This window comes from Burkholderia sp. SIMBA_062 (genome assembly GCF_046534765.1).
Lineage (GTDB): Bacteria > Pseudomonadota > Gammaproteobacteria > Burkholderiales > Burkholderiaceae > Burkholderia > Burkholderia ambifaria.
The window spans coordinates 1-235 of sequence record NZ_JAWRYD010000634.1 but is presented as its reverse complement, the minus strand read 5'-3'; the positions used below and the strand labels follow the sequence as shown (position 1 = coordinate 235).

At 57.9% G+C, this 235-nt stretch carries 1 pseudogene; it reads left to right on the top strand.

Annotation, left to right across the window (positions count from 1 at the left end):
• Positions 1–235, top strand: a pseudogene (locus tag SB786_RS37725) (terminase); the annotation flags it as partial.

The window sequence follows — 235 nt, the reverse complement described above, 5'->3', positions numbered from 1 at the left end:
CCATTGAAAGCACCGCCGAGGGGCGTGAAGGCTACTTCTTCAACTATTGCGAGTTGGCAAGGGCCATCAAAGACGCCGGACGCACGCCGACGGTGATGGATTGGCAGTTCCACTTCTTCCCGTGGTTCAAAGATCCCTCGTACCGCCTGGAGGCATACGACCAGGTGGTGGTGCCGCAGTGGCTGCAGGAGTACTTCGTCGAGCTTGCAACGAAATACGGCATCCGTTTGGATCG